Here is a 19,055-nt window from a genome sequence, read left to right as displayed (position 1 = left end):
CTCTTCCAGCCCTTGTACACCCTTCATGAAGGAGGGGCGCCACCGTCATGGGACGTCACAGCTTGCCCGACGCGAAGGTGAGCGGCGCGGGCAGGGCCCGTTCACCGCGCCGCCGCACCGTCTCCATCGCCACCGCGCTGGTCCTGGCCGTGGCGGCGGGGACGGGGGTGGCCGCACAGAGCGGCCTTCTCTCCTTCGACGATCCCTGCGCGGACGCTCCGGTACGGCTGGACCTGGCGGCCTCCCCCGATATCGCCCCCGCGCTGCGCGCCATCGCGGACCGCGCGCGCCAGGACCGGGTGACCACCGACGGCCACTGTCTCGATGTACGGGTCGAGGCACGCGAGAACTACCAGGTCGCCGCCGCGCTCGCCGACGGCTCCGGGACACCCGGCTACCAGGTATGGGTGCCCGACTCCGATATCTGGGTGGAGCGCGCCAAGGGACTTGGCGACGGCATCCCGCTGACCCCGGCCGGCACGGTCGCCACCTCCCCGGTGACGCTGGCCACCGTCCCCACGACCGCGCGCACCCTGGGCTGGCCCCGCAAGAGCTATACATGGGCCGAACTGGCCGCGACCGCGACCGGCCCGGACGGACTGCTGCTCGGCTCGGCCGACCCGGCCCGCAGCGCCACGGGGCTGCTCGCGCTCAGCAGCATCGCCGAGTCCTCGCGGCAGAAGGGCGCCGACAGCGACACCCGTACCGCGGCCACCGCCGAACTCCTCACCCAGCGCGTCTCCGACACCGACACGCGCGTGCTGGAGACACTGGCGCAGGACGACTCGGGCGCGGAGAAGGGCAATCCCCGCCGCAATGAGGCGGTGCTGCTCTCCGAACAGGCCGCGTTCGCCCACAACTCCGAGGGCAACGGCTCCGCGAACCTCAATCTCTTCTACCCCACGGACGGCGCCCCCGTACTCGACTACCCGTACAGCCTGGTCGACGAGACGGAGCTGACCACCGACCGGAGCCGCGCCGCCATGCGGTTCATGGCGCTGCTCGGCGACGAGGCCGCCTGCCGCACGCTCCAGAAGCGCGGCTTCAGGGTGGCGGACACCGCGCTGGACCCGACCCTGGTCCGTACGGCGGGCGGCCTCGCACCCCAGCCGTACGACGGGATCGACGCCGGACCGCCGTCCCCGGAGTCGCTTCAGCGGGCGCTCGGTCTGTGGACGGTGACGGTGCAGAGCGCGCGGCTGACGACGGTCGTGGACACGTCCGGTTCGATGGCGGCGCCCGTGCCCGGCCGCGACGGCCAGAGCCGGATGGACATCACGAAAGCCTCGCTGCTCCGGGCTCTCGCGGGGTTCACCGCCGAGGACGAGATCGGACTGTGGGAGTTCGCCACCCGGCTGGACGGCGCCAAGGACTACCGCGAGCTGGAGAAGACGGCCCGGCTGGGCGAGCCGGTGAAGGGCGGCGGCACGCACCGGGACCGGCTCTCGGACGCCTTCACCGCGCTCAAGCCGGTCCCGGACGGCGACACCGGTCTGTACGACACGATGCTCGCCGCGTACCGGCAAGCGGTGGCCACGTACGTGAGCGGCAAGTTCAACGCGCTCGTCATCCTCACCGACGGCTCCAACAAGGACGACGACTCGCTCTCACGAACCGAACTGATCAAGAAGCTCAAGACCGTCGTCGACCCCCGCCGCCCGGTACCGCTGATCGCGATCGCGGTAGGCCCCGACGCCGACCGCGGCGAGGTCGACACCATCGCCAGGGCCACCGGAGGCGCGGGCTACGAGGTGAGCGACCCGGCCGAGATCCAGGCGGTGATGCTGCGGGCGGTCATGCTGTCGGCCGGACTGACCGGCCCGACGGCGTCCGACCGGTCCTGAGTACGGCGGCCGCGAGGGGGCGGCGGGCCGTACGTCACCCCTCATCCCGTCCCGTCGGGAGAGGACCCCGGGAACCCCAGCGGCCAGCTGTGCACCGGCTCGCCCTGGTGCATCAGCTCGCAGTAGCGACGGGTGGTGGCCGCCAGGGCGGCGTGCCGCTCAAGCCCGGCCTCCAGCGCCCGGTGGAAGGTGTCCACCTGCCACGAGGCCCCGTTCATCCGCCGCTTGCAGCGCTCCTCGATCACACCGAGATAGAAGTCGCGGTCCGCCGGCTCGATCTGCCACGCGTCCAGACCGGCCGCGGCGAGCGGCAGCAGTTCGTCGCGTACGAGCTTGACCACCGGCACGGTCGTCAGACCGGCGGCCCGGCCGGGGCGCGGCCAGCGCAGCTCCGCGTCGATGCCATAGCGGCAGGCGAGGTCGAAGTTGGCCGCCGCGTCGGCGAAGGGCAGCCGGCTCCAGACCGGTCTGGCGTCCTCGGCGAGCGCGCGCACGAGCCCGTAATAGAAGGCGGTGTTGGCGATCACGTCGGTGACGGTGGGACCCGCGGGCAGTACGCGGTTCTCCACCCGCAGATGCGGTACGCCGTCGGCGACCTCGTACACCGGCCGGTTCCAGCGGTAGACCGTCCCGTTGTGCAGCGCCAGTTCCTGGAGCTCCGGCACTCCCCCGTTGTCGAGCACCCGCAGCGGGTCCTCGTCGTCGCAGATCGGCAGCAGCGGCGGGAAGTAGCGCAGATTCTCCTCGAAGAGGTCGTACGCGGAGTCGATCCAGCGCTCCCCGAACCAGGTTCTGGGCCGCACCCCCTGGGCCTTCAGCTCCGGCGGCCTGGTGTCGGTGGCCTGTTCGAAGAGCGGCGGCCTGGACTCCCGCCACAGCTCCCGGCCGAACAGGAACGGCGCGTTGGCACCGAGTGCCACCTGCACCGATGCCATGGCCTGGGCGGCGTTCCACACATCGGCGAACCGGTCGGGCGTGACCTGGAGATGGAGCTGTACGGAGGTGCAGGCGGCCTCCGGAGTGATCGACGACGAGGTGCAGGTGAGCCGCTCGACGCCTTCGATGTCGAGGGTGAAATCCTCGCCCCTGGCCGCCAGCATCTGTTCGTTGAGCAGGGTGTAGCGGTCGACGTCGGAGAGATTCGCGGAGACCACGTCATGCCGGGTGAGGGTCGGGAGAATTCCGATCATCACGATCCCCGCGTCGACCTCGCTCGCTTTGCGGTGGGCATATCCGAGGCCGGTACGGAGTTCCTCGGCGAGCTGGTCGAGAACCCGTCCGGCCAGCCGGTGCGGAGCCACGTTCACTTCCAGGTTGAACATTCCGAGTTCGGTCTGGAAATCACCGCTCGCGATACGCTTCAGCACCTCGGCATTCATCATCCGGGGCATCCCGTCGGACCCCGCGAGATTCAGCTCGATCTCCAGTCCCATCAGATTCTTGGGCCGGTCGAACCCCTCCTCCGCCAGGAGCCGCCCCAGCACCGCCAGGCACTGTTGCAGCTTTCTGCGGTACTTCTGCCGATCGGACAGTCCGGGACCGCCCGCCTCGACCTTCTCACCCATCGAAGTGTCCCTCCTCGATCGAGTGGGCAGCCCGCGGCACCGGGCGCTCGCGTCACGATCGATAATGCCCACACTGAGTGATCCGTAACGCCCCGCCGACACCGTGTACCCGGTACAGTGTGGACATCGGTCGTGCGGCACATTCCTTTGGCATGGCGTGGTGTTCTGCATCCACTGCCCGACCGGCCGCGAAAAACGCCGACGAGTTTCGGCCGTCCGTGGCGAATGAATCACCCCAGGCCAGACGCCTGCGTTCCGCGCTTATCAGCAGAAACTACGCAGGAGATGGACTTAATAGTGCCTTGTCCGCAATATGCAGGAGAGCTAGCAGAAACATGGCACGAACACGTGTCGTATAAACTCCCGTATACGAGGCAGAGAGTCGGCGTCCGGCCGTACAGCCCTGAGCCCACCTCTGACCACGCACGCTGACAGCGACGTCCGCACCCGCCCATGCTCCACCTCAAGCGTCACCCCTGTCTCCTGAGTGAGAGGCAACCCACCATGCCGCTGCATGTTCCCCCGGCTCCCGCGCCCGCCCTGCGCAGCGTTCTCGCGGCACTCGGTTCCCCTACCGCTGTGCGCGATGCCCGCACCCCCGCTCTGCAGTCCGTCCAGGGACCGCTGAGCCCCGAACTCCCGCTGCCCGTCCATGTGCTCGACCACGTCAGCCCGGCAGCCCGGGCGACCGCCCCGGCGGGACGTACGTCACGGACCAGGCTGGCAGGCTGGCGCTTCCTGATCCGCAGCGGTGACCGCGCCGTCGCCGCCGCGGACACGATGCTCACCGCGGACGGCTGGGCCTTCTCCCGGTTCTTCGAGGGCCCGTACATCACCGCGACGGAGCGGGCGGTACGGCAGGCGGAGGCGCTGGGGACGGCGTACCAGCCCCGGCTGCTCTCGGTGCCGGAGCTCTACATGCTGACGCTCTGGCTGCACGGGGACACGGAGGCAGACGCCTCCACGGGGTCCCCCGCGCCGGCCGACATCCTGGTGCCTCTCGCACCGGCCCCGCCGGGCATCGCGGCCCACCGCCCGCACCACGTCGCCGAGTTGCTGCCCATGATCGGCCTGCGGCTCGCGCCCGCGCCACTGCTGCGTACGCCGGCCTGAGGCCGGAGCGCGGGCAGCGCGCCCGCGTCATGTGTTCCTCCCGTACCCCGCGGCCGCTATGGTCGCGGGGTACCTTTCTGCTCATCCGGCGTAGCCCGGTTCGGCCACCCCGAACCACCCGGAAAGACGGTCAAGTTGAACTGAACCGTCCGGCTGGGTGACACGTCCTCAAGCAGAAGGAAGCGCTGCCGCGAAATCCCTGCGGATTGCCGTCCGTGGGGCAAGACTAGGACTGGACCAGACAGAATACGGGGGGCGGCCATGACCACATCGAGCCGCAGGACACCCACTACGACACAGCGAAAGAACTCGCCCATGTGCCAGCACCAACCAGCCTGCCCCACAGCCGACTCCGCCGACCGCGACGCCGCCCGACTGATGGCTCACCACCCGGAGCAGGGCTGGGGTCTGCTGTGCAACGGCGTTCTGCTCTTCGAGGACACCGGCGAACTGCTGCCCGACGGGAAGATCATCGCCCCGCACCGGCCGCTGCGGACCGAACAGGTGGTGACGGCGGCCTGACGCCGCCCGGCGGCGTCCGGACGCCGCCGGAATGACTGGGGCCGGCCCGGAGACCTTCCTCCGCACCGGCCCCGACGCATGTCCGGCCCCCGTCACTGTCCGTACACGGCCTTGCCGTACGCGTCAGTGCTCCCTGCCCGTCAGTTCGTACCCGTCAGTTGTCGTACGCGTCCAACGGCGGGCAGGAGCAGACCAGATTGCGGTCGCCGAACGCGCCGTCGATACGGCGCACCGGCGGCCAGTACTTGTCGGCCGCCGAGACCCCGGCGGGGAAGACCGCCTCGTCGCGGCTGTACGCGTGCTCCCAGGCACCGCCCAACGCGGCGGCCGTGTGCGGGGCCTGGCTCAGCGGGTTGTCGTCCGCGGGCCACTCCCCCGACGCGACCTTCTCGATCTCCGCGCGGATCGCGATCATCGTCTCGCAGAAGCGGTCGATCTCGGTCAGGTCCTCGCTCTCGGTGGGCTCGATCATCAGCGTCCCGGCCACCGGGAACGACATCGTCGGCGCGTGGAAGCCGTAGTCGATCAGCCGCTTCGCGATGTCGTCGACACTGACACCGGTCGCCTTGGTGAGCGGCCGCAGATCCACGATGCACTCGTGGGCCACCAGTCCGTTCGGGCCGGTGTAGAGCACCGGGTAGTGCGGCTCCAGGCGCTTGGCGATGTAGTTGGCGGCCAGCACGGCGACCTGCGTGGCGCGCTTGAGGCCCTCGCCGCCCATCAGCCGGACATACGCCCAGGAGATCGGCAGAATGCCGGCCGAGCCCCACGGCGCCGCCGAGATCGGTCCGACGCCCGTCTCGGGCCCGGCCGCGGGCTGGAGGGGGTGGTTGGGCAGATACGGGGCGAGATGGGCCCGTACGCCGACCGGACCGACGCCGGGGCCGCCGCCGCCGTGCGGGATGCAGAACGTCTTGTGCAGGTTCAGATGCGACACATCGGAGCCGAACCTGCCCGGCTTGGCCAGCCCCACCAGCGCGTTGAGGTTCGCGCCGTCGACGTACACCTGACCGCCCGCGTCGTGCACGGCCGCGCAGATGTCACCGATGTGCTCCTCGAACACCCCGTGCGTGGACGGGTAGGTGACCATCAGGACGGCCAACTCGGCGCCGTGCTGGGCGATCTTGGCGTGCAGGTCCTCGACGTCGACATCGCCGTCCTCGCGGGTCTTGACGACGACGACCTTCATGCCGGCCATCACCGCGCTCGCCGCGTTCGTACCGTGCGCGGAGGACGGGATGAGACAGACGGTGCGTCCCGTGTCGCCGTTGGCCCGGTGGTACGCCCGCACCGCCAGCAGCCCCGCGAGCTCGCCCTGCGAACCGGCGTTGGGCTGGAGGGAGACCGCGTCATAGCCGGTGACCTCGGCGAGCCGCTCCTCCAGCTCCCTGATCAGCGTCAGATAGCCCTGTGCCTGCTCGGCGGGCGCGAAGGGGTGCAGCGCGCCGAACTCGGGCCAGGTGACCGGCTCCATCTCGGTGGTCGCGTTCAGCTTCATCGTGCAGGAGCCGAGCGGGATCATGCCGCGGTCCAGCGCGTAGTCGCGGTCCGCGAGCCGGCGCAGATAGCGCAGCATCGCGGTCTCGGAGCGGTACTGGTGGAAGACGGGGTGGGCCAGATAGTCGTCGGTCCGCAGCAGCGCGCCGGGCAGCGCCTCCTCGGTCGCCGCGTCCAGCGCCTCGATGTCCCCGCTCACGCCGAAGGCCGTCCACACGGCGGCCAGCTGCGTACGGCCGGTGGTCTCGTCGCAGGCGATGGAGACATGGTCGGCGTCGGCCAGGTGGATGTTGACGCCGCCCTCACGCGCGGCGGCGACCACCTCGGCGGCCCGGCCGGCGACCCGCGCGGTCAGCGTGTCGAAGTACGCGCCGTGCACGATCTCGACGCCGCCCGCGCGCAGCCCCTCGGCGAGCAGCGTGGCGTAGCGGTGGGTGCGGCGCGCGATGGACCGCAGCCCCTCGGGGCCGTGGTAGACCGCGTACATCCCGGCCATGACGGCGAGCAGCACCTGAGCGGTACAGATGTTGCTGGTGGCCTTCTCGCGGCGGATGTGCTGCTCGCGGGTCTGGAGCGCGAGCCGGTACGCCTTGTTGCCGTCGGCGTCCACCGACACCCCGACGAGCCGGCCCGGCAGGCTGCGCGCGAACTTCTCGCGTACGGCCATGAATCCGGCGTGCGGTCCGCCGAAGCCCATCGGGACCCCGAAGCGCTGGGTGGTGCCCACCGCGATGTCCGCGCCCAGCTCACCCGGTGAGGTGAGCAGCGTCAGGGCGAGCAGGTCCGCGGCGACGGTGACGACCGCGCCGAGGCCGTGCGCCTGCTCGATCACGGGCCCCAGGTCCCGTACGGCCCCCGAAGCGCCCGGGTACTGGAGCAGCACACCGAAGACACCGCGCTCCGCCACCTCGGCGGGGATGCCCTCGCTCAGGTCCGCGACGACGACCTCGACACCGGTCGGCTCGGCACGGGTCTCGATCACGGCGATGGTCTGCGGCAGGGCGTCGGCGTCCACCAGGAAGACACCGCCCTTGACCTTGCCGACGCGGCGGGCGAGCGCCATGGCCTCCGCCGCCGCGGTCCCCTCGTCCAGCAGGGAGGCGCCCGAGGTCGGCAGCCCCGTCAGCTCGGCCACCACGGTCTGGAAGTTCAGCAGTGCTTCGAGCCGGCCCTGGGAGATCTCCGGCTGGTACGGCGTGTACGCGGTGTACCAGGCCGGGTTCTCCATGACATTGCGCAGGATCACCGACGGCGTGTACGTGCCGTAGTAGCCGAGCCCGATCATCGGCGCGAGCACCTGATTGCGGTCCGCGAGGGAGCGCAGCTCGGCCAGCACCTCCGCCTCGGTACGGGCCTCCGGCAGCTCCAGGGCCTCCGCGCTCCTGATGACGTCCGGCACCGCGGCGGCGGTCAGCTCGTCGAGCGAGCCGTAGCCGACCTGCGCCAGCATCTTCGCCTGCGCCGGCGCGTCGGGCCCGATGTGGCGCTGCTCGAAGGGGGTGCCTCGCTCCAGCTGGGAGAGCGGAATGCGGTTGACGGTCATTGCGGGAGGCCTCCTGGTCGACGCGACCTGTGAGGGGCACCGAGACGCGGGTGCCCGAACGGCCTCCCCCTCTGTCATCTCGACCTGAGAGCTTCACCGGCCCGCCCGGAGGCGGCCCGGCTTTCACCGTCGGTGAGAGCGGATGCCGTCCGACGCCCGCCCTGCTTTCCAGAGTGACCTCGTCCGTGCGGTACGGGGGCCTGAGAGATTCCGGGGAGGATTTGCTCCTTCGGCGCCTCCGGCTTCTCTCCGGAGACTCTCCCGCACGGGGTCAGCAGCCGCTTGCCAGCCTACCAGCGCGGCCTTCGGCACAACTTTCGAGTGGCCGACGTCCGAAATCTGCACTTTTGTAGTATTCACAAGCAGTTGCGAGCAGTTGCGACCCGTTGGAGGGACCGTGGAGACCGACATTGATCCGCGCAGTCTGATAGGCCGCAAGGCGTTCGACCGCAACGGCCATAAGCTCGGGACAGTGGACGAGGTATATCTCGACGACGCCACCGGAATCCCCGAGTGGGCCGCCGTCCGTACCGGACTCTTCAGTCGCGACGCCTTCGTCCCCCTTGCTCCCAGCACGCTGTCCCAGGACGGTCTGCGGATCCCGTTCGAGCGCGCGCTGATCAAGGACGCCCCCGATTTCGGAGTCGGCCGGCATCTCTCGCCGGACCAGGAACTCCAGCTCTACCACCACTACGGCCTGGCCCTGCCGGACCCCGAGTCACCCGAACGGCCCGCTTCCCTGTCCGACCGTGACGCGGACCGCGACTTCGGACGCCTGGCCGGCCAGGACGACTGACCCGCCACCGTCGGCACCAGCGGCAGCGGCTCGGAGAGCTCCAGATCGGGGTCGTCGGCCCAGAAGGTCCGCACCCGCCCCGGCGCGGACCCGGGCTCCTCGAACCGTACGGTCACCCTCCGCAGCCCGCTGCCCTGCACCCAGCCCGCGCCGAACTCGCGATGGCGCACGTCGTGTCCCGCCGGGAAGCGCCGCTCGGCGGGCATGTCCGGCGCCTGCGCGGGCCCACCGCCGCTCCCGGCCGCTCCGGCCGGGACCGTCCCGTGTCCGGCCGTGCTCTCCGCACCCGCCGGCTCGCGCCCCGACTGGTCCGCCGACAGGTGCGGGGCGGCGGCGGACTCCTCGGCCGCGGCCTGCGCGAAGAGATCCTCCTGCGTGAAGTCCGCGAGCCCCGTCACACCCACCCCGAGCAGCCGCACCCCGCCCGTGGTGTCCACCGACTCCAGCAGCCGCCCGGCGGCCTCCCGCACCACCCCCGGGTCGTCCGTGGGCCCGCGCAGGGTCTCCGACCGGGTCAGGGTCGAGAAGTCGTACCGCCGCACCTTGAGGACGACGGTCCGCCCCGAGCGCCCGGCCGCCCGCAGCCGCTCGACGCACCGGTCCGCGAGCCGGTCCACCTCCGTACGCACCCTGACCCGGTCGTGCAGATCGACATCGAAGGTGTCCTCGACCGACACCGACTTGGCGTCGCGCTCGGACACCACGGCCCGGTCGTCGCGCCCGAGCGCCATCCGGTACAGCGAGGCGCCGTGCGCCTTCCCCAGCAGCCGTACGAGCTCGTCCTCGCCCGCCTCGGCCAGATCGGCGACCGTGGTCATGCCGGCCCGGCGCAGATGGTCCCCGGTCGCGGGCCCGACCCCGGGCAGCGTACGCACCGGCATGGGCCCCAGCAGGGCGCGCTCCGTACCGGGCTCTATGAGCACGAGGCCGTCCGGCTTGGCCTGCTCGGAGCCGATCTTCGCCAGCATCTTGGACCCCGCGAGCCCCACCGACCCGCTGAGCCCCGTCACCGCCCTGATGTCCCTGCGCAGCCGTTCCCCCGCCGCCCGCGCCGAGGCGCTGTCATCGGCCGAGCCGCCCGCCTCCAGATCCACGAACGCCTCGTCCAGGCTCAGCGGCTCCACCAGCGGCGAGAGCCGCCCCAGCAGCTCCATCACCTGCTCGCTGACCGTGCGGTAGAGCGCGAAGCGCGGAACGAGATACGCGGCGTTCGGCGCCAGACGCCTCGCCTGGGCCATCGGCATCGCCGAGTGCACCCCGAAGCGTCTCGCCTCGTACGAGGCCGTGGAGACCACCCCACGCGGGCCCAGACCGCCGACCACCACCGGCTTTCCGCGCAGACTCGGCTTCGCCGCCTGCTCGGCGGCGGCGAAGAAGGCATCCATGTCCAGATGCAGGATCGTCGGCGCGGATCTCACATCACCGATGCTCCCTCACGCCACTGACAATCGGCCGCGATACGGGCCGGAGACCGGGGATACGGGCCGGAGACGGAGACCGGGATACGGGCCGCAGATACGGTCAGACAGCCCGGTCCCGGCGCCGTCGGGCCAGTTCATCGGCGGGGTTGTTGCCGATCAGCGTCTCGCCGGTGTCGGTCCGCTCCCCATGGAGCTGGGACAGCGCGGCCTCGACATCCCGCCACACCACACCGACCGCGATCCCGAAGACCCCCTGACCCCCCTGGAGCAGGCTCACCACCTCGTCGGGCGAGGAGCACTCGTAGACGGTCGCGCCGTCGCTCATGAGCGTCACCCGGTCCAGATCCTGGAAGCCGCCCGCCCGCAGATGCTGGACGGCCGCCCTGATGTTCTGCAGAGCGACGCCGGTGTCCAGGAACCGCTTCACGATCTTGAGGACGACCACATCCCGGAAGCTGTAGAGCCGCTGGGTGCCCGACCCGTACGCCGGGCGGACACTCGGCTCGACGAGCCCCGTGCGTGCCCAGTAGTCCAACTGGCGGTAGGTGATCCCCGCCGCCGCGCACGCTGTGGGACCCCGGTATCCGACCGTCTCCGCACCGGGGTCGGGGGCACTGCCGTGAAGCGGATACGGACCGCCCGCCGCCGTACTGTCGCCGCTGCTTCTCACGCCGACCCTCCGTCCTTGACCTGCCCTGTCGAAGGTAGGCAGTCACCCGGGGTGCGTCAACGATCGCCACACTCGCCACGCCGAGTGATAATCACCCTGAGAGTGGTTTCCCGTGCCTCTTTTCGGGGAAAGGCTGACCGAATGCGCTGACAGAGCCCGGCGCAGCGCTCACCGGCCGCTCACTGGCTGTTGGTCCCGAAGTCCTCCGGAGAGATCTGGTCGAGGAACTCGCGGAACTTCTCCACCTCGTCCTCCTGCTCATCCGGGATGGCGATGCCGGCATCGTCCAGAACCCCGTCACTGCCGTAGATCGGCGTGCCCGTGCGCAGCGCGAGCGCTATGGCATCGGACGGCCTGGCGCTCACCTCGACCCCGCTCGCGAAGACCAGCTCCGCGTAGAAGACCCCCTCGCGCAGGTCCGTGATGCGGACCTCGGTGAGCTCCTGGCCCACCGCTTCCAGCACGTCCTTGAAGAGATCATGGGTCAGCGGACGGGCCGGGGCCATGCCCTGCTGGGCGAAGGCAATGGCGGTCGCCTCCCCCGGTCCGATCCAAATGGGGAGGTACCGGTCGCCTCCCACTTCACGCAGGAGCACGATCGGTTGGTTGGAGGGCATTTCCACCCGGACACCCACAACGTCGAGCTCGTTCACACAGCAACCCTAGGACGTGCCCGGCAGGTTTGGGTAGTCGGACTCCCCCATGATCAGTCCGGCCGGACCCCGAGAGCGGTCCGGACCAGGGCCGCGTGGAGCCGCGTGGAGAGCGCGGCCAGCTCCCTCGTGGTCGCCTCGGCATGGGCTCTGGTCTGCGGGTTACGGTGCCGGCGCAGCGGCGAGACGACTTGTTCGACCAGCCCGGCCTCGCGTTCCGCGGCGGCCTTCATGACCCGCAGATGCCGGGGTTCCAGACCGAATCGTCCGAGATCCGAGACGAGCCGGGCCACAGTGACGGCCCCGGCGTCATAGCCGCCCTCCGGCAGTGGCGTGATGAGGCCGTACGACTCCCACTCGTCCAGGGAGCCCGCACCGACCCCGGCGGCGGCCAGCAGCTCGTCACGACCGATCCTGGCGGCGGTCGGAACCCCCGGCTCCGCCTCCGTGACGGCGCTCAGCGGCCCCCGCTGGGGGCCCGGCAGCTGGACATGCTCGCCGCGCCCCGAGGCGTCCAGCTGCTCCCTGATGACCTTCAGGGGCAGATAGTGGTCCCGCTGCATCCGCAGCACCCGGGCCAGCCGCTCGACATCCCCGGGACTGAACTTGCGGTAACCGGAGGGAGTCCGGTCCGGCTCGACCAGCCCCTCCGCCTCCAGGAACCGGATCTTGGAGATGGAGATGCCGGGAAACTCGTCCCGCAGCCGGGCGAGCACCGCGCCGATGCTCAGCAGCGGCTCGCCCGTGCGGGCGGTGCCGGATCCGGCACCGCCCTTCGGTGTGCGCAGCATGGACCTTCCCTGAGGGTCACACGCCCCGCTGGCTCGCGTAGAAGACCAGCCGGTACTTACCGATCTGGACCTCGTCGCCGTTCGCCAGCAGGACCGAATCGATCCGCTCACGATTGACGTACGTACCGTTCAGACTGCCGACGTCCGAGACGGTGAAGCGGCCGTCGGCGCCCCTGCGGAACTCCACATGGCGACGCGACACCGTCACATCGTCCAGGAAGATGTCGCTCTCCGGATGACGGCCGGCCGTGGTCAGCTCGCCGTCCAACAGGAAGCGGCTGCCCGAATTCGGACCGCGGCGCACCACCAGGAGCGCCGATCCCATCGGCAGCGCGTCGACCGCCGCCTGCGCCTCCGGCGTGAGCGAGGGAAGCGACGTCTGGCCGGTCACCTCGGAGTCGTACGCCTCAAGGCCCGAGATGGAGATCGTCGAGGTCGTCTCGGAAGCGCGCTCCGCGGGCGCTCCGCCCCGCAGCGGCGCACCACAGTTGGAGCAGAACCGACTGGCTTCGGCGTTTCGGTGTCCGCACCTCGTACACACAGGCAAAGCCGACATAGAGGGATCCTCCTGCCGCGACTGCCCCCCGGGGACAGATGAGTCCTCGAAACCTATGCGGCCGGGACCAGCAGGGTCAACAGACGACGCGCCGGGCGCCTCACCACCCACCTGGTCACGGAAGAGCGGACGCTCGCCGCCCGCCTCCTCGCTCTGGCCACGGCGCGATGCGCGATGGCGAGCGGAGCCGCTCTCCTCGCGTGCGCTCTTGCCGAACAACTTCGCAAACAACTTCACGGGCGATTCCCCTTGACCGAAACAGACCCGCCCGTGGGGCAGGACGAACCCTGAATGAACACACCTGCCGACCCGGACATCTTGACAACGTCCGTATCCACCGGACAGTTTCCACCACGCACCACGCTGATCGTGCGCCGACCCCCCGCAACCTCATGCCCGCGTACAGCGACTGCCATGCGCCCCCGCCTCACTGCGACGACGACCGAGCGTAGTCAGGACGCTTCGCCGGTCGCAAGGCATCCACGATGATCTTCTCAGCCCGTGTCACCGTGGCCGTGGCCTGCTCCTTCTCCAGCGTCTGGACCACTCCGCCCGGAATGTTGAGGGCGGGCTCCAGATCCTGCGGCTTGCCGATGACCTTGAAGACATACGGGGCCGTGACCGCCTTGCCGTCCACCTGGACGTCACCTCCCGTACCCGAGAAGTATGTATCGGCGACCACCCTGACGTCATTGACCTGGATGGCTTCGGCGCCGGCCGCCCGCAGTTCCTGGATCGCGTCGAGCAGCATGTCCGGCTCGACCGTGCCGCTCGGATCGTTGATCGTCAGCGTGATCCCGGGCCCCTGCGCCGCGACCGTGCCGGCCAGGACGCCCAGCTGCTGCTCCTTCTCGCGCGTCTGCTTACGCGCCTCCTCGGCCTGGTCGGAGCTGGTCTCCAACTCGGTGCGCTGGGCGTCGAGACGCTGCTTCTCGTCCTCAAGCCGCTGCGTACGGTTGTCCAGCTCGTCGAGGATGCGCACCAGGTCCTCCTGGCGGGCGCCCCGCAGCGCGCTGTCGTCGTTGTTCGACGTGACCTGGATGGCGAGCCCGAGTCCGAGCACGAACAGCAGGACGGCGACGATCAGCTGGGCCCGGGTGACCCTCGGCGGCCACAGCCCCGCGGCCAACCGCTGGCGGCCGGTGAGCTGTTGGCGCTCCGGCTGCGACGGGATGTCCTTACCGTCCTCGTTCCTGGGGGTCTCTCCGCCGTTCATCGGCCTCACGCCCGGAACACATGCCGGCGGATCGCGGCAGCGTTGGAGAAGATACGGATACCGAACACGACCACCACGCCGGTGGACAACTGGGCACCCACGCCCAGCTTGTCGCCCAGGAACACGATCAGCGCGGCCACCACCACGTTCGACAGGAACGAGACGACGAAGACCTTGTCGACGAAGATCCCGTCGAGCATGGCGCGCAGTCCCCCGAAGACCGCGTCGAGCGCGGCGACGACGGCGATCGGCAGATAGGGCTCGACCACCGCCGGCACCTCGGGCCGGACCAACAATCCGACCACGACTCCCACGACGAGGCCCAGTACGGCGATCACGATGTGCCCTTCCCGGTGTTGGCCGCGCCCTGTCCGTTGCCCTTCCCGGCGTCGGCGGCCTTCGGCTCTGCTGTACGTACGATCAGGCTCGGCGCGGCAGGCAGACGCACCTCTTCCTGATCCGAAATGCTGGTGCGAATACCGAAGTTCTCCTGGAGCGCGTGCAGATACTGACCGTCGGCGCTGTCCTGGAACGCGGTGCTCAGCTTCTTCCCGTCCCCCACCGCCAGCACCGTGTACGGCGGCACCAGCGGCCTGTTGTCGACCAGTATGGCGTCGCCCGCGGCCCGGATCGCGGACAGCGAGGTCAGCCGCTGCCCATTGATCGCGATCGCTTCCGCGCCCGACTCCCACAGCCCGTTGACGACCCGCTGCATGTCGCGGTCGCGCACCCGGCCCGTATCGGAGAATCCACTGCTCTCGCGCGGCCCGCCGCCACCGGAATCGGTGTCCTTCGCGTCGTCCACCACGAGTTGCACACCCGGCCCCCGCACGGGCGTCGCGCCCGCGAGCAGGGCAACCAACGCGCCCTGGTCACCGCCGTGAGCCCGCAGGGCCGCGCGCTGGCGCTCACCCACCTCGGTACGCAGCTTCTCGACCGTGCTCTCCAGCGTGTCCGCCGTGGCGGTCTCCGCGTCGATCCGGCTGATCAGCTCCTCGCGCTCCTTGGCCACCACGGGCGCCGAGATCCGCGCCTGGGCCGCGCCGACGGTGACCACCAGCGCGGCCAGCACCAGACCCGCGGCGAGGCCGAGCTTCGCCTTGAGCGTGCGCGGCAGCCCGCCCTCCTCCGCGTCCCTGCGGGCCGCCGCCTCCGCGTAGCCCTCATCGAGGCTGTGGTCCATCACATTGTTCAGCAGCGACATCGACGCGTCGGGGCGCGGCGGCGGAAAGCCGGTGCTCCGAATGGGGGGCTGCTGCGACATGACGCACATCGTCGCACGTCGGGGGCGCTACCGCCGAATGGCCCCACCGGCGCGCCGGACGGCGGTCGATCACACCGTCCGGCACACCCGTGTCACACCCGCGAAAGGCCCTAATGACCTGCGCTGTCCACGACCGACGACCACTCGTCGAGCAGCGCCTGCGCCGACGCGTCATCGGGGCCTTCCGCCCACAGATGAGTGACGGCCTCGGCCGGGTCGGGCAGCACCATCACCCAGCGGCCGTCGGCCTCCACCACACGCACGCCGTCCGTCGTGTCCACCTGCCGGTCTCCGGCCGCCTCGACGACGCTGCGCATGACCAGACCCTTCACGGCCCAGGGCGTCGCCAGATCCCGGCGCAGCACATGGGCACGCGGAATACGGGCGTCGATCTGGCTCAGCGTGAGCTGCGTACGCGCCACCAGACCGATCAGCCGCACAAAGGCGGCCGTACCGTCCAGGACGCTGCTGAACTCCGGCACGATGAAGGCTCCACGCCCGTCACCGCCGAAGATCGTGGTCTCCTCGCGGCCCACCCGGGTCAGATCGTCCGGCGAGGTGGTCGTCCACTCCACCTGCGTGCCGTGGTACGCGGCGACCTGCTCGGCGATCCTCGTGGTGGTCACCGGCAGCGCCACCCGGCCGCTGCGCCGCTCGGCCGCGACCAGATCGAGCAGGACCAGCAGCGCGCGGTCGTCCTCGATGATCCTGCCCCGCTCGTCGACCAGCGACAGCCGCTCACCGACAGGGTCGAACCGCACCCCGAACGCGGCCCGCGCCGAGGCGACGATCTCACCGAGCCTGACCAGCCCGGAACGACGTGACTCGGCCGTCTCGGTCGGCCGGGACTCGTCGAGGCCCGGGTTGATGGTCAGCGCGTCGACCCCGAGCCGGCCCAGGAGGCTGGGCAGTACGAGCCCGGCGCTGCCGTTGGACGCGTCGACCACGACCTTGAGCCCGGCCTCCGCGATCCCGGTCGTATCGACATTGCGCAGCAGCGAGCCGGTGTACGAGTCGAAGACGCTGGCGGGGAAGTGCAGATCGCCGATCTCCCCGGGGAACGCGCGGCGGTACTCCTGTCGCGCGTACACGCGGTCCAGCTTGCGCTGACCTCCCTGCGAGAGGTCGGCGCCGCGCTCGTCGAAGAACATGATGTCCACGGAGTCCGGCACCCCGGGCGAGGTACGGATCATGATGCCGCCGGCGCTGCCCCGCGCCGTCTGCTGCCGGGCCACGGGCAACGGCACATTCTCCAGGTCCCGTACGTCGATGGCGCTGGACTGCAGCGACGAGATCACGGCGCGCTTGAGGGCACGGGCACCACGTGAGTGGTCACGCGCCGTGGTGACGGTGGAGCCCTTCTTCAGGGTGGTGGCGTACGCGCCCGCGAGCCGCACCGCGACTTCTGGCGTGATCTCGACGTTCAGGATGCCGGAGACACCACGCGCCCCGAAGAGATGCGCCTGCCCTCTGGACTCCCAGATCACGGACGTGTTGACGAAGGCGCCGGCTTCGATGGTCTTGAACGGGTAGACCCGCACATTGCCCTGGATGATCGATTCCTCGCCGACGAGACACTCGTCGCCGATGACCGCGCCGTCCTCGATCCGGGCCGCGCGCATGATGTCCGTGTTCTTGCCGATCACACAGCCGCGCAGATTGCTGTGCTGACCGATGTAGACGTTGTCGTGGACAACGGCTTTATGGAGGAACGCGCCGCTCTTCACGACCACGTTGGAGCCGACGACGGTGTGCTCACGAATCTCCGCGTCGGCCTCGACCTTGGCGTAGTCACCGATGTACAGCGGCCCGCGCAGAACAGCGTCGGGATGGACTTCGGCACCTTCGGCGATCCACACGCCCGGCGAGATCTCGAAGCCGTCGATATCGACGTCGACCTTGCCTTCGAGCACGTCGGCCTGCGCCTTGACGTAGCTTTCGTGCGTGCCGACGTCCTCCCAATAGCCCTCGGCGATATAGCCGTAGACCTTCTTGCCGTCCTTCATCAGCTGAGGGAAGACATCACCGGACCAGTCCACCGACACGTCGGCCTCGACATAGTCGAAGACCTCGGGCTCCATCACATAGATGCCCGTGTTCACGGTGTCCGAGAAGACCTGTCCCCAGGTGGGCTTCTCCAGGAAGCGCTCGACCTTCCCCTCTTCGTCCACGATCGTGATGCCGAATTCCAGTGGATTCGGCACCCGGGTCAGACACACCGTCACCAGTGCGCCCTTTTCCTTGTGGAAGGCGATGAGGTCGGTCAGATCGAAATCGGTGAGGGCGTCACCGGAAATGACGAGGAAGGCATCGTCTTTCAGTGCCTCCTCCGCGTTCTTCACACTCCCCGCGGTGCCGAGCGGCTTCTCCTCGTTGGCATAGGTCAGATCCATGCCCAACTCTTCACCGTCACCGAAATAGTTCTTGACGAGAGAGGCGAGGAATTGCACGGTTACGACGGTCTCACTGAGCCCATGGCGCTTGAGCAACCGCAGCACATGCTCCATGATTGGCCGGTTGACAACCGGCAGGAGCGGCTTGGGCATGCTTGAGGTCATGGGGCGAAGTCGAGTACCTTCGCCACCGGCCATCACGACGGCCTTCATGTCGGAAGCGTCCTCCTTGAAGAGACGGTCTCGCCGACTTCACCCGTCTGGACAGAGGCCCCACTGACGTCGGGCGCGGGCCGGCGACACTGCGCGGCACCACATCGACGAGCTCAGTCGGCCACGTTGTCCGCCTTGACAAGCCGACGGACCTGGACCACATACAGGATCCCTGCCCACCAATACAGACTTGTACCCCAAATGGCGAACGCCCATCCGAAAACTTCAGCGAGTGACGCAAGCCAGCCCGTTCCGTCACTGAGGAGCAGGAGCGGGAAGGCGTACATCAAGTTGAAGGTAGCCGCCTTGCCGAGGAAGTTCACCTGGGGAGGCGGATAGCCGTGCCTGCGAAGGATGGCCACCATGACCAGAAGCATCAGTTCCCGGGCCAGTAGGGCCACGGTGAGCCACAGGGGCAGGATCTCCCGCCAGGTGAGGCCAACCAGGGTGGAAAGGATGTAGAGCCGGTCGGCCGCGGGATCGAGAAGTCGTCCCAGGCTGCTGATCTGGTTCCAGCGGCGGGCGAGCTTGCCGTCGAGATAGTCGCTGACACCGCTCAGCATGAGCACCAGCAATGCCCAGCCGTCGCTCTTCGGCCCGCCGAACTCGGGGCGCAGGATCAGCCACAGGAAGAGCGGTACGCCGGCGAGGCGGGCCATGCTGAGGATGTTGGGGATGGTGAGCACCCGGTCCGTCTGAACGCGAGTCTCCTGGACCTCCACCCGGGGGCCTCCTGTGTGGAACGTGCCAACGATGCGTCCTGACCCTACCCTCAGCGCCGGCGCACGAACGTAGGGGGGTGAGGAAACGGAGGAAACGGCAGCGAGGGGAGAACATCCCATAGAACGCAGAAATGCCCCGCACCAGAGGTGCGGGGCATTCCCACAAAGATTGTTCGGCGGTGTCCTACTCTCCCACAGGGTCCCCCCTGCAGTACCATCGGCGCTGTGAGGCTTAGCTTCCGGGTTCGGAATGTAACCGGGCGTTTCCCTCACGCA

The 19,055-nt window shown here is 69.5% G+C and carries 16 protein-coding genes, 1 rRNA gene and 1 riboswitch; of the genes, 4 read left to right on the top strand and 13 right to left on the bottom strand.

All coding sequences use genetic code 11. From position 1 onward, the window contains the following. Nucleotides 1-47 precede the first annotated feature (47 nt). Nucleotides 48-1,844, top strand: a complete 1,797-nt coding sequence (locus ACFRKB_RS34685; protein ID WP_383110584.1) for a substrate-binding domain-containing protein — start codon at nucleotides 48-50, stop codon at nucleotides 1,842-1,844. 41 nt (nucleotides 1,845-1,885) lie between these two features. On the opposite strand, the gene ACFRKB_RS34680 is transcribed toward ACFRKB_RS34685, so the two are convergent. Then, nucleotides 1,886-3,409, bottom strand: coding sequence for a glutamate--cysteine ligase (locus ACFRKB_RS34680; RefSeq protein WP_383110583.1), 1,524 nt, complete (start codon nucleotides 3,407-3,409; stop codon nucleotides 1,886-1,888). Between the two features lie 504 nt (nucleotides 3,410-3,913). On the opposite strand from ACFRKB_RS34680, the gene ACFRKB_RS34675 reads away from it, so the two are divergent. Beyond that, nucleotides 3,914-4,522 carry a hypothetical protein gene (locus ACFRKB_RS34675; RefSeq protein WP_383110582.1) on the top strand — a complete coding sequence of 203 codons (609 nt, stop codon included), beginning with the start codon at nucleotides 3,914-3,916 and terminating at the stop codon, nucleotides 4,520-4,522. Between the two features lie 315 nt (nucleotides 4,523-4,837). Continuing rightward, complete coding sequence (locus ACFRKB_RS34670; protein WP_365973488.1) at nucleotides 4,838-5,044, top strand: DUF5999 family protein; 207 nt, start codon at nucleotides 4,838-4,840, stop codon at nucleotides 5,042-5,044. Nucleotides 5,045-5,198: 154 nt separating this feature from the next. Here ACFRKB_RS34670 and gcvP read toward each other — a convergent pair whose 3' ends face one another. Next, entirely contained in the window at nucleotides 5,199-8,084 is a 2,886-nt protein-coding gene (gene gcvP, locus ACFRKB_RS34665; RefSeq protein WP_383110581.1) for an aminomethyl-transferring glycine dehydrogenase, read from the bottom strand. A 178-nt stretch (nucleotides 8,085-8,262) separates the two neighbouring features. Next, nucleotides 8,263-8,358, bottom strand: a riboswitch (glycine riboswitch). A gap of 123 nt (nucleotides 8,359-8,481) precedes the next feature. Here gcvP and ACFRKB_RS34660 point away from each other — a divergent pair. After that, a complete protein-coding gene (locus ACFRKB_RS34660) occupies nucleotides 8,482-8,880 on the top strand; it encodes a PRC-barrel domain-containing protein (protein ID WP_383110580.1) in 399 nt (132 codons plus the stop codon). Here ACFRKB_RS34660 and ACFRKB_RS34655 read toward each other — a convergent pair. The 11 genes from ACFRKB_RS34655 to rrf all read right to left on the bottom strand — a co-directional run. Continuing rightward, the gene (locus ACFRKB_RS34655) at nucleotides 8,775-10,298 is read right to left on the bottom strand and encodes a DNA polymerase IV (protein ID WP_383110579.1); all 1,524 of its coding nucleotides are present in this window, start codon (nucleotides 10,296-10,298) and stop codon (nucleotides 8,775-8,777) included. The two genes, ACFRKB_RS34660 and ACFRKB_RS34655, sit on opposite strands and share 106 nt — an antisense overlap. A gap of 103 nt (nucleotides 10,299-10,401) precedes the next feature. Then, entirely contained in the window at nucleotides 10,402-10,971 is a 570-nt protein-coding gene (locus ACFRKB_RS34650; protein ID WP_383110578.1) for a MerR family transcriptional regulator, read from the bottom strand. Between the two features lie 179 nt (nucleotides 10,972-11,150). After that, entirely contained in the window at nucleotides 11,151-11,624 is a 474-nt protein-coding gene (locus ACFRKB_RS34645) for a bifunctional nuclease family protein (RefSeq protein WP_006123076.1), read from the bottom strand. Nucleotides 11,625-11,677: 53 nt separating this feature from the next. Then, a complete protein-coding gene (gene ftsR / locus ACFRKB_RS34640) occupies nucleotides 11,678-12,415 on the bottom strand; it encodes a transcriptional regulator FtsR (protein ID WP_383110577.1) in 738 nt (245 codons plus the stop codon). Nucleotides 12,416-12,431: 16 nt separating this feature from the next. Next, nucleotides 12,432-13,316, bottom strand: a complete 885-nt coding sequence (locus ACFRKB_RS34635; RefSeq protein WP_383110626.1) for an FHA domain-containing protein — start codon at nucleotides 13,314-13,316, stop codon at nucleotides 12,432-12,434. Nucleotides 13,317-13,398: 82 nt separating this feature from the next. Further along, nucleotides 13,399-14,187 (bottom strand): DUF881 domain-containing protein, encoded by a 789-nt coding sequence (locus ACFRKB_RS34630; protein WP_383110576.1) that lies wholly within the window; start codon nucleotides 14,185-14,187, stop codon nucleotides 13,399-13,401. Nucleotides 14,188-14,192: 5 nt separating this feature from the next. Then, nucleotides 14,193-14,525, bottom strand: coding sequence for a small basic family protein (locus ACFRKB_RS34625; RefSeq protein ID WP_023543062.1), 333 nt, complete (start codon nucleotides 14,523-14,525; stop codon nucleotides 14,193-14,195). Beyond that, on the bottom strand, nucleotides 14,522-15,451 hold the full coding sequence (locus ACFRKB_RS34620; protein WP_383110575.1) for a DUF881 domain-containing protein: 930 nt from the start codon (nucleotides 15,449-15,451) through the stop codon (nucleotides 14,522-14,524). Before ACFRKB_RS34620 ends, ACFRKB_RS34625 begins: the two co-directional genes overlap by 4 nt. A 110-nt stretch (nucleotides 15,452-15,561) precedes the next feature. After that, nucleotides 15,562-18,057, bottom strand: a complete 2,496-nt coding sequence (locus ACFRKB_RS34615; RefSeq protein WP_383110574.1) for a sugar phosphate nucleotidyltransferase — start codon at nucleotides 18,055-18,057, stop codon at nucleotides 15,562-15,564. A 113-nt stretch (nucleotides 18,058-18,170) separates the two neighbouring features. After that, nucleotides 18,171-18,779, bottom strand: a complete 609-nt coding sequence (locus tag ACFRKB_RS34610) for a CDP-alcohol phosphatidyltransferase family protein (RefSeq protein WP_383110573.1) — start codon at nucleotides 18,777-18,779, stop codon at nucleotides 18,171-18,173. A 171-nt stretch (nucleotides 18,780-18,950) separates the two neighbouring features. Further along, nucleotides 18,951-19,055, bottom strand: a 5S ribosomal RNA gene (gene rrf, locus ACFRKB_RS34605); the annotation flags it as partial.

This window comes from Streptomyces scopuliridis, assembly GCF_042790125.1.
GTDB classification, from domain to species: domain Bacteria; phylum Actinomycetota; class Actinomycetes; order Streptomycetales; family Streptomycetaceae; genus Streptomyces; species Streptomyces scopuliridis_A.
This window is presented reverse-complemented; position numbering and strand designations above follow the sequence as displayed.

Bases quoted from the DNA above. Each gene is read 5' to 3' on its own strand.
- ACFRKB_RS34620 (WP_383110575.1), bottom strand. From the start codon at position 15,451: ATGTCGCAGCAGCCCCCCATTCGGAGCACCGGCTTTCCGCCGCCGCGC.
- ACFRKB_RS34685 (WP_383110584.1), top strand. From the start codon at position 48: ATGGGACGTCACAGCTTGCCCGACGCGAAGGTGAGCGGCGCGGGCAGG.
- ACFRKB_RS34680 (WP_383110583.1), bottom strand. From the start codon at position 3,409: ATGGGTGAGAAGGTCGAGGCGGGCGGTCCCGGACTGTCCGATCGGCAG.
- gcvP (WP_383110581.1), bottom strand. From the start codon at position 8,084: ATGACCGTCAACCGCATTCCGCTCTCCCAGCTGGAGCGAGGCACCCCC.
- ACFRKB_RS34615 (WP_383110574.1), bottom strand. From the start codon at position 18,057: ATGAAGGCCGTCGTGATGGCCGGTGGCGAAGGTACTCGACTTCGCCCC.
- ACFRKB_RS34670 (WP_365973488.1), top strand. From the start codon at position 4,838: ATGTGCCAGCACCAACCAGCCTGCCCCACAGCCGACTCCGCCGACCGC.
- ACFRKB_RS34630 (WP_383110576.1), bottom strand. From the start codon at position 14,187: ATGAACGGCGGAGAGACCCCCAGGAACGAGGACGGTAAGGACATCCCG.
- ACFRKB_RS34675 (WP_383110582.1), top strand. From the start codon at position 3,914: ATGCCGCTGCATGTTCCCCCGGCTCCCGCGCCCGCCCTGCGCAGCGTT.
- ftsR (WP_383110577.1), bottom strand. From the start codon at position 12,415: ATGCTGCGCACACCGAAGGGCGGTGCCGGATCCGGCACCGCCCGCACG.